This is a genomic window from Streptomyces sp. TRM49041, from assembly GCF_008271805.1.
Classification (GTDB): Bacteria; Actinomycetota; Actinomycetes; order Streptomycetales; family Streptomycetaceae; genus Streptomyces.
Map to the genome: position 1 here is coordinate 26,367 of NZ_VSRY01000160.1, position 11,484 is coordinate 37,850.

Sequence of the window (11,484 nt, forward strand, 5' to 3'; positions counted from 1 at the left end):
CGCATGGCTCATGTCTCATGCTTCAGAACCGCACCCGGGACAGGCGGCGGATGATCACGAAACCCGCCGTGTACAGCGCGAACGCGATCACCGAGCCGACCTGTCCCACGAACGACCCCGTCATCTTGTCCAGGGCTCCCGGATTCATTCCGTTGATCATGAGGAGGAAACCCAGGCCGAGGAGGGGCAGGGCGAAGGCGGTCACCTTCACCTGGGAGAGAAGGGTCGTCACCTCACGCCTTGTCTCCTTGCGCTCGTCGAGCGTGCCTGTGAGGTTGCGGAGGGAGCTGACGACCTGGCCGCCTGCCCGGTTCGACAGCACCAGGGTCGTGACGAGGACGACGAGTTCGCGTGAGGGCAGCCGGTCGGCCAGGTCGCCGAGCGCGTCGTCCAGGCTGTGGCCCACGGCCAGCTGGTCGGCGACCTTGCGGAGTTCCTCGCCCGCCGGGTCGTCCAGCTCGTCGGCGGCCATGGCGATGGCGGTACGGAGGGCGAGGCCGGCCTGGGTGGCGTTGGCCAGGACGCGGGTCAGCTCGGGGAGCTGGTTGATGAACGCCTCGGTACGGCGCTGGCGCTGCCAGTTGAGGAACGCGTCGGCGCCCCACAGTCCGGCCAGGGCCGCGAGGACGCCGAAGAACGGGGCGAAGACGGCGGCGACGGTGAGGTAGAGGGCGAGGAGGGTGGCCAGGGCGTAGACGACGTACTCGGCGGGGGTGACGTCGAGGCCGGTCACGGCCAGCTTCCGTTCGATACGGCGGCCCGGCTTCGTCGTCCGCAGCCGCCGGTCCAGGCCGGCGAACCTGCGGCGCCTGCCGCCCGCGGCCGGTACGTGGCCCGCCCGGGTCATCCGCGCCACGAGCGCCTTCTGCTGTGCCCTGCCCGCGGCGTAGCTGTGCACGCCCACGACGGCCAGGAGGCCGGCCAGGAGGGTGCCGCCGAGCGTCAGGAGCGGGAGGTTGTCCATCGGGTCGTCAATCCGTCGATTCCGGTTCGGGGGGAGGGGGAGGAGGGAGGGGGAGGAGGGAGGGGGAGGGGGATCTGTGAGGGGTGCGAGGGGGGCTTTACGCCGCTGTGCCGCGCAGTGCCAGCTGTGCGTCGCTGTGCGCCACCCCGAACGCCGCCGGTGTCGCCTCGTTGTGCATGTACAGCCGTTCGGCGACCCGCCTCGGCAGCGGGTAGTGGGCGAACGTGCCGTGCACCCTGCCGTCCGGGGTCATCGGCTGGGCGTCGAACCGGCAGACCGTCACGATCCGGTACTCCTCGCGGCCGTGCGAGTCGACGATCGCGATCTCCGTGATCCTGCGGGCGCCGTCGGCGTGCCTGGTGAGCTGGACCATGACGTCGACCGCGCTGTTGATCTGGTCCTTGATGGCCGCGAACGGCACCTCCACCTCCGACATCGACGCCAGGGTCTGGAGGCGCATCAGGGCGTCCTCGGCGCTGTTGGCGTGGACGGTGGCGAGGGAGCCGTCGTGGCCGGTGGACATGGCCTGGAGCATGTCGAGGGTCTCGCCGCCGCGGACCTCGCCGACGACGATGCGGTCGGGGCGCATGCGCAGGGAGTTGCGGACGAGGTCGCGGATGGTGATGCGGCCCTTGCCCTCGACGTTCGCGGGGCGGGACTCCAGGGTGATGACGTGGGACTGCTGGAGCTGGAGTTCCGCGGAGTCCTCGATGGTGACGATGCGCTCACCGTCCGGGATGAGGCCGGAGAGGGCGTTGAGGAGGGTGGTCTTGCCGGTGCCGGTGGCGCCGGAGACGATCACGTTGAACTTGGCGCGGACCAGCCCGGCGAGCAGCATCACCATGTGCTCGTCCAGCGATCCCAGGGCGACCATCTCGTGGAGCGTGAAGGCGCGCGGGAAGCGGCGGATGGTGAGGACCGGGCCGTTGAGGGAGAGCGGCGGGATGATGACGTTGACGCGTTCGCCGGAGGGGAGGCGCGCGTCGACCATCGGGTTCGACTCGTCGACGCGGCGGTTGACCGTGGAGACGATGCGCTCGATGGTCTGCATGAGCTGCTCGGCGGAGGAGAAGCGCATGGGGAGGCGTTCCAGGCGGCCGTGCCGCTCCACGTACACCTGCTCCGGGCCGTTGACCATGATCTCGCTGATCGAGGCGTCCTCCAGGAGGGGTTCGAGGATGCCCAGCCCGAGCGCCTCGTCGACGACGCGGCGGATGAGCTGGGAGCGCTCGGCGGAGGAGAGGACGGGGCCCTCGCGGCTGATGATGTGGCCGAGGACGCGTTCGAGGCGGGCGCGGCGGTCGGCGGCGGCCAGCGCGGACATCTCCGCGAGGTCGATCTCCTCCAGGAGCTTGGCCCGGTAGACGCCGACGAGGTGGTTCTCCTCGCCGCTCCTCCCGCCGGCGGGCTCGGGGTGGTGGATGCGGGCCCGCAGGCTCATGGGGTCCCTCCCTCGCTGGTCGTGACGGGCATGGTGGTGGTCCTGGTGACCGGGTCGAAACTGAGGAGGGGCAGTACGGCGGGGATGCTGACGGTGACGGTGGCCGTGACGTCGTCGGGGCCGGGCGGGGCGCTGACCGTGGCGCCGTCGGCGAGCCAGCCGCTCATGGCGCCGAGGCCGGCGGACTCGCCGTTGCCGCCCTGCGAGGCCACGCGGGCGGCGGCGCGTGAGGCGGTGCCGGCCTGTTGTACCGCGTAGGCGACGATGCCGAGTTGGACGGCCGCGAGGGCGGCGAGGATCAGGACGGCCGCCCAGCCGGCGAACTCGACCGCGGCTTGGCCCTGGTCCGGGCGGCCGCGGCGGAGCCCGGGCGGGGTGCCGTGCTGTTCTTGGCGGGTGCCCGAGGTCCTGGGCGGGGTGCCGTCCCGGTCCTGCCGGGTGCCCGAAGCCCTGGGCGGGGTGCCGTCCCGGTACGGGCCCGTCCCGGAGCCTCTGGACGACGTGCCGTGCCCTCCTGGCCCTGTGACGTCGTGTCCGTACGCGCTCGACATGGTCCTCACTCCCCCCGCTCGTTCGCCGCCGCCGCGTGGGCCTGGACCGTGAAGGGGAGGGTCACGCCCGGGAAGAGGACCGGGACACCCAGGGACACGTCGGCCGTGACGAGGTCGCCGGACCGGGCGCAGGACGCCGTGGCCGTCCAGGCGCCGGACAGCCGGGACTGGGCGGCCGCCTGGCAGTCGCCACCGACCGCGCCCGCGCGGGCGGCCTCGTCCGCGGCGTTGCCGGCGAGGGCGTAGGTGTAGCCGATGAGCGTGGCCTGCCAGAGCAGCAGCAGCGTGCCGAGTACGACCGGGACCAGGCCGGTGAACTCCACGGCCACCTGGCCCCGGTCGTCGCGTGTCCTCATCGCCGGCCCCTCCTCTCCGCTACTTCCTGCGCGCCCGGCGCAGGCCGACCGAGCCGCGGTCTCCCCGGAACCTGCCCTGCCGGTCGCCGCCCGACTCCGTTGCCTTGACGAGGGCCAGTTCGCCCGCGAGCGCCCACAGGGACTGCTTGACGGCCGACTTGGCCTCCAGGTCCTGCATACGGCCCGCGTCGACGGACGGCTGGAGGTCCTTGAAGGCGGCGGGTACGGCGGTGCGGGCGACGTGGGTACCGGTGATCTTCTCCACGAGGGCGGGCTGGATCTCCGTATGGCGGCTGTGGCGGTTGACGACCGTCGTGGTCTCCTCCGCCTTGCGGATCTGGAGGCGGTCCCAGAGGCGGACCTGGCGTTTGGCGGCGCGCACCGCGATCACGTCCGGGGTGACGACGAGCAGAGCGGTGTCGGCCATCTCCACGGCCGCGGCGTTCGCGGAGTTCATCTGCGTGCCGCAGTCGACGACGACGACCTCGTAGCGATGGCGAAGGGCGCTGACGATCTGGCGGGCGGAGCGGTCGGTGACCTCCTCGGCGCGTTCGCCCTCCGCGGGGGCCAGGAGCAGGGCCATGCCGGTGGCGTGCGTGTACAGGACGTCCTGCAGGACGCGTGGCGTGATGTCCTGGATGGCGGCGAGGTCGACGGCGGAGCGCCGGAACTGCACGTCCAGGTAGGAGGCGACGTCGCCGGACTGGAGGTCCAGGTCGACGAGGGCGACGGTGCGGCCGGAGGCGCGGGCGGCGAGAGCGAGTTGTACTGCGGTGACGGTCGTACCGACGCCGCCCTTCGCACCGGTCACCGTGACGACCGTGCCGCCGGGACCGGTGAGGGCGTCGCCGGTCCGGCCGAGGTGCCGGCGGACGCCGGTGGCCCAGGCGGCGGCGGACTGGACGCGGTGGGCGAGCTCCTCGTACGAGAGGGGGAAGCCGACGAGGCCCCTGGCGCCGGAGTCCATGGCGGCCGAGTACAGGCCGGGGCTCGTGTCGGCGGTGACCAGGACGACCCCGACGGCGGGGAAGCGGAGGGCGACCTCCCGGATGAGGTCGAGGGCGGGGACGGGACCGATCCGCTCGTGGACGAGGACGACCTCGGGGAGTTCGTCGACGGACTCGGCGGCGAGCCGGGCGAGGGTGTCGATGAGCGTGGTCGAGTCGCCGGCCGGGGCGGCGGTCGCCGGTTCGGCGTCGGGCAGCTGGCCGAGCAGCGTGGTGATGGCGCGGGCGGCGTCGGGGTCGCCGACGGCGGGGAGGATGCGAGTGGTCATCCTGCTGCCTGTCCCCTCACTTGTCACTTGTCTCTTGTTCCTGTGCTTCTTGTTCCTGTGCTTCTTGTTCCTGTTGCCTGCCGCTTTTCACGTGCCTACTTGTTCTTGTCCTCGTCGAGCGTGTATGTCGATTCCCCGGGTTTCAGGGCGGCCGGTCCGTCCTTGGGCAGCAGCGCGAGGCGTACGTGCTCGGCGAACGACTCGGCGTAGGCGACGCGCTGGGCGTCGGCGGTGGTGAGGGCGAACGTGATGGGCACGGCCTCACGGACGCCGGTGCCTCTGTTGTCGCTCTGCCGCTGGTCGAGCGGGGTCAGCTTGCCCACGTCGAGGACGCGCGCCCCGGCGACGATGAGCCGGGACTCGGCGACGGCGTCCTTGCCGCGTCCCTCGTCGTCGAAGGTGGCGAAGATGTTCACCCGCGCCCCGGCGGTGATCTTGCCGGCGACGCCGGTGGCGGCGTCGATCATGATGGCGATCTCCTGCTCGCCGCTCGCCAGGGCGGGCCGGTCGGCGACCATGTCCTTCTGGAGCAGGGAGCCCTTCTTGAGGTCCGTGACCGCGATCTTGCCCTGGACGGCGGAGAGGTCCGTGACGGCGTTGGCGGACAGCCAGCGCTCCGGCATCGTGATCTTCTCGAACTGGCCGGGCTGAAGGGCCGCGTAGGCCGGTACGTCCGCCTTGACGCGGTACGCCGCGACCTCCGGTCCCACCTTCGCCTGGACGTCGCTGACGACCACGACGACACCGGCGAACGCGCCGAGGGCGCACAGGACGGACAGGACGAGCAGGATGACACCACGGCGCTGGCGTGCGTTCATGGGCGGGAGAACCTCGTGGGGTGGCGGGCGGAGGAGCGGGGGCGACGGGGCAGGGGCCGGGCCCGGGGGCGGTGTCCCGGTCGGGGCGGGGGACGCGGCCGGGTTCTCCTCACGACGCGTGCCGCATCGGTGTTCCCGGGGGCAGGGCGGCCATGGCGCGGCCGTACGCGCGGGGCGCGGCCTGCTGAGGCGGGGCCAGCGGGGCGGAGCAGAAGCCGCAGCGGTCCCCGAGGAGTTCGATCCCGCACCAGGAGCAGGTCTCCCGGCGTACGGACGAGACGAGCTGGTGGAGCACCGGCAGGTCGGGCAGGTACGCGGCGAACTCGACGAGCTTCGCGGTGCCCCACCACGCGGCCGACCCGGCCGGCAGCGGGGCCTCGTCCACTCCTTGGACACGCCAGGCGGGAGCGAGGGTGCCGGTGACCCAGTCGGTGGCGAGCTGGCCGCGGGCGACGACCAGGCGGGTGGCGAAGTCGGGCCCGGGGAGCGGGCGCTCACTCTGGGCGCCGAGCCTGGTCAGCCGGGTTTCGGGGTTGGCGAGCACGGCGAACTGCGAGCCGGGTACCCAGGATTTGGCGTGGGCCTTGAGCGTCACGGGGACGCGGTCGAGGCGGGCGACGGAGTTGAGTACGGCGCCGGCGTGGATGTAGTGGGCGAGCAGCCGGGCAGCGGTGGCGAGGACGCCGGGGCCGAAGTCGCAGACGGAGAGCAGGCGGAGCTGGCGTACGAGGACGGCGACGCCGAGCGGCGGCAGGTCCAGGGGCACCAGGGCGATCCGGTCGCTCTCCAGGAGGGCGCGGACGGTGTGCAGCCGGCGTATGTGGGCGGCGGGCACGGAGGCCGGGTAGAGGGCGATGACGTGGCCGTACTGCTCGACGAGGACCTGGAGGTGGGCGAGCGCGGCGTCCAGGGGCTGTGCGTCGGGCGGTGGGAGTACGGCCGCGGTGGGGGTGTGCTGGTCGGTCGGTGGTAGCACCAGGTCGGCACTGGTGACGGCAATCGCGGTCGGCACGCTGGTTCCCCGTTCGCTCCGGCCACCGGTGTTCCCCGGCGAATCGCAGTCGCCTGCGATACCTGCTGCTCCGTGTGTGCTCCTGACCCCGCACTTTATCGGCGGGAAGGGGACTGGAGAACAGCTTTCGGACTCCTCGTGGTGGAGCATGTGCCGCGCGTGCGCGTCCAAATCGGGCGAAGGGGACAGGAGTTGACTCGCGCCCCGGTTCCGGGCGCGGTGCGGGCCGCCCGGGCTCCCGGCAGCCTTGACAAGAAGATTGGTCTGGACCAGCTTGTACGGACGCAGACCGCGGTGACCACCGTCTCGCACGGTCTCCTCCCCACTCCCCAACCCCCACTCCCCCACTCCCCCACTCCCCCACTGGAGGCAGCAAGTGGACCGCACCAGATCACTCGTCGGCGGCGCCCTCGCGCTCGCCGTCGCGTCCGGGCTCGTCCTGGCCGGCGGCGCGGGCAGCGCGCAGGCCGTCGAGGACCGGAACGTCGCCAGGAACGCCGGGTTCGAGTCGGGCCTGGCCGACTGGACCTGCTCCGCGAACAGCGGCACCACCGTCGCGTCGCCCGTGCACGGCGGCGCCGCCGCGCTGAAGGCCACGCCCGCCGGACTGGACAACGCCAAGTGCGTCCAGACCGTGGCCGTGCTGCCGAACTCCACGTACCAGCTGAGCGCGTGGGTCCAGGGCGGGTACGCCTACCTGGGCGCGACCGGCACGGGCACCACCGACGTGTCGACCTGGACGCCCGGCTCGGGCACCTGGCAGCAGCTCACCACGAGTTTCACCACCGGCCCGAACACCACGTCCGTCACCGTCTACACGCACGGCTGGTACGGGCAGGCCGCCTACCACGCCGACGACGTCTCGGTCTTCGGCCCCGACGACGGCGGGAACGGCGACCCCGACCCTGTCGTGCCCGCACCCCCGTCCGGCCTCGCCGCAGGGGCGGTCACGGCCTCGTCCGTGGCCCTGAGCTGGGGCGCGGTGAGCGGGGCGACCGGCTACCACGTGTACCGGGACGGCACGCGCGTCCAGTCGGTGTCCGGTACGTCGGCGACGGTGACCGGGCTGGCCGCCGACACGTCGTACGGCTTCCAGGTGTCCGCCGCCAACGCCGTCGGCGAGTCCACCAGGTCGGCGCCCGTCACCGCGCGGACCGCGCCGCGCGGCACCGACCCGAACCCGTCGGTACCGAAGCACGCCGTCACCGGCTACTGGCAGAACTTCGACAACGGCGCGACCGTGCAGAAGCTGCGCGACGTCCAGGCGCAGTACGACATCATCGCCGTGTCGTTCGCCGACTCCACGGCCACGCCCGGCGAGATCACCTTCGACCTGGACCCGGCCGTCGGCTACGCCTCGGTCGCCGGCTTCAAGGCCGACATCGCCGCGAAGAAGTCCGCCGGCAAGTCGGTGATCCTCTCCGTGGGCGGCGAGAAGGGCAATGTCACCATCGACAGCGACGCGTCGGCGACGGCCTTCGCGAACAGCGCGTACGCCCTGATGCGGGAGTACGGCTTCAGCGGGATCGACATCGACCTGGAACACGGCATCGACTCCACGTATCTGACGAAGGCACTGCGGCAGCTGTCGGCGCAGGCCGGTCCCGAGATGGTGCTGACCATGGCGCCGCAGACCATCGACATGCAGAACACCGGCACGGAGTACTTCAAGACCGCACTGGCCGTGAAGGACATCCTGACGGTGGTCAACATGCAGTACTACAACAGCGGGTCGATGCTGGGCTGCGACGGCAAGGTGTACGCGCAGGGGTCTGTGGACTTTCTGACCGCGCTGGCCTGCATCCAGCTGGAGGGCGGCCTCGACCCGTCGCAGGTCGGCCTCGGGGTGCCGGCGTCGCCGCGCGGGGCGGGCAGCGGTTACGTCGACCCGTCGGTGGTGAAGAACGCCCTGGACTGCCTGACCCGGGGCACCGGGTGCGGCTCCTTCAAGCCGTCCAGGACGTGGCCGTCGCTGCGGGGCGCGATGACGTGGTCCACCAACTGGGACGCCATGGCGGGCGACACCTGGTCCAACGCGGTCGGACCGCACGTCCACAACCTTCCGTGACCCCTGTCCGCCGCTTTCACCAGGGCAGTTCGCGGACCTGCTCCACACACAGGACCAGGAACAGAACACCCGCCGCGCCCAGCACTCCGTTGCTGAGCCAGCTGTTGCGCCACTCCGCGGGTGTGCGGGAGGAGTTGAGGAGCCACAGCAGCGTCAGGGCCAGGAACGGCATGAAGAAGGCGCCGATCACGCCGTAGACGATCACCAGGCCGAACGGCTTGTCCAGGAACAGCAGGGCCATGGGCGGGAACGTCAGCCACAGGACGTACGCCCGGAACGGGAGCGACTTCTCGGTGGGGCCGGCCTCCCGGCCGGCCCCACCGTCCGTCTTCCGCAGGCGCGCCACGAAGTCCGCGAACAGCAGGCTCACCCCGTGCCATACGCCGATCAGGGAGGTGAAGGACGCGGCGAAGAACCCGACGAGGAACAGCTTCGCGGTGGCCTCCCCGTACCGGTCCTCCAGGATCGCGCCCAGGTCGATCAGGCCCTTGTCACCCTTGGCGAGGGCGACGCCCGAGGAGTGCAGCAGCTCGGCGCCGACGATCAGCATGGCGATCACGAAGATGCCGGTCGTCAGGTACGCGACGCGGTTGTCCAGGCGCATGACCCGCATCCAGCCCGCGTCGCGCCAGCCCTTGGCGTTCACCCAGTAGCCGTACGCGGCGAGGGTGACCGTGCCGCCGACGCCGCCGATCAGGCCGAGGGTGTAGACGAGGGAGCCGTCGGGGAGGACCGGGACGAGCCCGGCGAACGCGTCACCGAGGTGGGGGGTGACGCGCACGGCCAGGTACACGGTGACCAGGAACATGACGCCGACGAGGACCGTCATCGCCTTCTCCAGCACCGCGTACCGGTTGAACCAGACGAACGCCAGGCCCGCCAGCCCGCACAGGATCGCCCACCACTTCAGCCCCATGGCGTCCGGGAACAGCGCGGCCAGCGGCAGGGCGCTGGCGGACATCGCGGCGGCGCCGTAGACGAAACCCCACACCACGACGTACCCGGCGAAGTAGACCGTCGTCCACGGGCCGAGGCTGCGCCAGCCGTCGAAGAGGGTGCGGCCGGTGGCCAGATGCCAGCGCCCGGCGGCCTCCGCGAGGGAGATCTTGATCAGGCAGCCGACGACGGCGGCCCACAGCAGGGTGTAGCCGAACTTGCTGCCCGCGACCAGCGTGGCCACGAGGTCCCCGGCGCCGACGCCGGTCGCCGCGACCACGATGCCGGGGCCGATGTACCGCCAGTCGGCCTTGCGCAGCGCGGGAGTACGCTCCCCGCCGCCGTCTCCGCAACCGCCGTCGCCGCTGCCGCTGCCGCCGCCACTGCCACCGCCGCCCTGAGTGGTGTCCGCGGTGTCTGCCATGAGCCGTCCGCCTTCCCCTCGTCCACTCGTGCGCACGTCACGAAAGCGGGTGTGCGGTGATCGCGCAAGAGGGTAGACCTTCCGGCCGTGACCGAAGAGCCTTCTTGACGCGGTCATGCCATGTGCGCATTCTGCGACGCACGGGGCACCGCCCCCGACCCCCCACCCAGGAGACAGCATGCGACTACGCATCAGAGGCGGACGGTCCGTCACCCTCACGGCCGCTCTCGCCCTCGCCGTCGTGGCACCGCTCACCGCCGCCGCCGCGACCACCCCCGGCGCACCGGCCTCCCCCGCCGCGTCCACCGCCCCGGCCGGCGCGGCCGCCGCGACCGAGGAGGTTATCCGCCAGTACGAGATCCACGGCCCGTCCACCCCCGCCGAGCGCGCCGCCCTCGCCGCCACCGGTGTGTCGATCGACGAGGTGGACGGCCACGCGGTCGTCGTCAGCGCCAACGCCGAACAGGCCCGACGGCTCCGCGCCCTCGGCCACGAGCTGGAGGAACTGCCCGCGCCGCCGGCCCGTGCGAACGGCACGGCCGCGTCGGTGAAGGACTTCCCGCCCGCCGACTCCCGCTACCACAACTACGCGGAGATGACCGCGGAGATCGACCAGCGGCTCCGGCAGTACCCGGCCATCATGAGCAAGCGCGTGATCGGCACGTCGTACCAGGGCCGCGACATCGTCGCGATCAAGATCAGCGACAACGTGGCGACCGACGAGAACGAGCCCGAGGTGCTCTTCACCCACCACCAGCACGCCCGCGAGCACCTCACCGTCGAGATGGCCCTCTACCTGCTGCGCGAGTTCGGCGCGGGGTACGGCTCCGACTCCCGGATCACCGACACCGTCGACAGCCGCGAGATCTGGATCGTGCCCGACCTCAATCCGGACGGCGGCGAGTACGACATCGCCTCCGGCAACTACCGCAGCTGGCGCAAGAACCGGCAGCCCAACCCCGGCTCCTCGTACGTCGGCACCGACATGAACCGCAACTGGGACTACAAGTGGGGCTGCTGCGGCGGCTCCTCCGGCTCGTACGGCTCCGCCACCTACCGCGGCGGCGCGCCGGAGTCGGCCCCCGAGGTCAAGGTCGTCGCCGACTTCGTCCGCTCCCGGATCGTCGGCGGCAAGCAGCAGATCCGGGCGGCCATCGACTTCCACACCTACAGCGAGCTGGTTCTCTGGCCGTTCGGCTACACCTACTCCGACACCGCCCCCGGTATGACCCGGGACGACCGGGACGCGTTCGCGACCGTCGGCCGCAAGATGGCCGCGAGCAACGGCTACACGCCCGAGCAGTCCAGCGACCTGTACGTCACGGACGGCTCGATCGACGACTGGCTCTGGGGCGACCAGCGCATCTTCGGCTACACCTTCGAGATGTACCCGCGCAGCGCGTCCGGCGGCGGCTTCTACCCGCCCGACGAGGTGATCGAGCGCGAGACGGCCAGGAACCGCGACGCGGTGCTCCAGCTCCTGGAGAACGCCGACTGCATGTACCGGTCGATCGGCAAGGAACAGCAGTACTGCGCCGCCTCCTGAGGCGCTGCCGTCCCGGCAGTCGCTGCGGACGCGGTGCCGAATCGTTCCCGCGGTGGCACGGGATTCGTGTCACCGCGGGGACGTGCAACAAC

Annotated in this window: 10 protein-coding genes; 2 read left to right on the top strand and 8 right to left on the bottom strand. The window is 71.7% G+C overall.

The features are described from left to right. Positions 1–22: 22 nt before the first annotated feature. From FVS66_RS27230 to FVS66_RS27260, 7 genes are all read right to left on the bottom strand, one after another. Complete coding sequence (locus FVS66_RS27230) at positions 23–964, bottom strand: type II secretion system F family protein (protein WP_149183878.1); 942 nt, start codon at positions 962–964, stop codon at positions 23–25. A gap of 97 nt (positions 965–1,061) precedes the next feature. After that, positions 1,062–2,405 carry a CpaF family protein gene (locus FVS66_RS27235; protein ID WP_149183879.1) on the bottom strand — a complete coding sequence of 448 codons (1,344 nt, stop codon included), beginning with the start codon at positions 2,403–2,405 and terminating at the stop codon, positions 1,062–1,064. Beyond that, the gene (locus FVS66_RS27240; protein WP_149183880.1) at positions 2,402–2,956 is read right to left on the bottom strand and encodes a TadE/TadG family type IV pilus assembly protein; all 555 of its coding nucleotides are present in this window, start codon (positions 2,954–2,956) and stop codon (positions 2,402–2,404) included. The genes FVS66_RS27235 and FVS66_RS27240 overlap by 4 nt, the downstream gene beginning before the upstream one ends. A 5-nt stretch (positions 2,957–2,961) precedes the next feature. Beyond that, positions 2,962–3,312, bottom strand: a complete 351-nt coding sequence (locus FVS66_RS27245) for a TadE/TadG family type IV pilus assembly protein (protein ID WP_149183881.1) — start codon at positions 3,310–3,312, stop codon at positions 2,962–2,964. A 19-nt stretch (positions 3,313–3,331) separates the two neighbouring features. Then, positions 3,332–4,588 (bottom strand): AAA family ATPase, encoded by a 1,257-nt coding sequence (locus tag FVS66_RS27250; RefSeq protein ID WP_149183882.1) that lies wholly within the window; start codon positions 4,586–4,588, stop codon positions 3,332–3,334. 95 nt (positions 4,589–4,683) lie between these two features. Further along, positions 4,684–5,406, bottom strand: a complete 723-nt coding sequence (cpaB, locus tag FVS66_RS27255) for a Flp pilus assembly protein CpaB (protein WP_149183883.1) — start codon at positions 5,404–5,406, stop codon at positions 4,684–4,686. A 109-nt stretch (positions 5,407–5,515) separates the two neighbouring features. Beyond that, positions 5,516–6,418, bottom strand: coding sequence for a hypothetical protein (locus FVS66_RS27260; RefSeq protein WP_149183884.1), 903 nt, complete (start codon positions 6,416–6,418; stop codon positions 5,516–5,518). Positions 6,419–6,794: 376 nt separating this feature from the next. On the opposite strand from FVS66_RS27260, the gene FVS66_RS27265 reads away from it, so the two are divergent. After that, a complete protein-coding gene (locus FVS66_RS27265) occupies positions 6,795–8,486 on the top strand; it encodes a glycoside hydrolase family 18 protein (protein WP_149183885.1) in 1,692 nt (563 codons plus the stop codon). Between the two features lie 16 nt (positions 8,487–8,502). Here FVS66_RS27265 and FVS66_RS27270 read toward each other — a convergent pair whose 3' ends face one another. After that, positions 8,503–9,846, bottom strand: coding sequence for an Nramp family divalent metal transporter (locus FVS66_RS27270; RefSeq protein WP_149183886.1), 1,344 nt, complete (start codon positions 9,844–9,846; stop codon positions 8,503–8,505). A gap of 178 nt (positions 9,847–10,024) precedes the next feature. Here FVS66_RS27270 and FVS66_RS27275 point away from each other — a divergent pair, with 178 nt between their 5' ends. Beyond that, positions 10,025–11,392: a M14 family metallopeptidase gene (locus FVS66_RS27275; protein WP_149183887.1), complete on the top strand. Its 1,368-nt coding sequence runs from the start codon at positions 10,025–10,027 to the stop codon at positions 11,390–11,392. The last annotated feature ends 92 nt before the right edge of the window (positions 11,393–11,484 follow it).